Annotated in this window: 1 protein-coding gene; it reads right to left on the bottom strand. The window is 70.8% G+C overall.

Annotated features, from left to right (window positions below; genetic code table 11):
- Window positions 1–236, bottom strand: a 236-nt coding sequence (locus ACM0OW_RS25920) for a hypothetical protein (protein WP_414553597.1), incomplete at both ends; no start/stop codon positions are given.

The following is a 236-nucleotide window of genomic DNA, read 5'->3' on the forward strand; positions in this document are numbered from 1 at the left end:
CACGGCGTAGATCATCAGGGGCGCGGTGTTGGCTTCGCCGCCGTCGCGACGCACGGCGACCTCGACCGGGACCAGACGCCCCTCGTCCAGATGCAGCGCCGACTGCGTCAGGACGCCCACGCCCAGCTGGTTGCGCTCCGGCAGCCATTTGGACAGATCGCCGCCGATCAGCGCCTCATGGTCGGCGCCGACCAGATCGGCGAAGGCGGCGTTGTCGGCCAGGATGACCCCGCCCT

This window comes from Anabaena sp. CCY 0017 (assembly GCF_963920885.1).
GTDB lineage: Bacteria > Cyanobacteriota > Cyanobacteriia > Cyanobacteriales > Nostocaceae > Nodularia.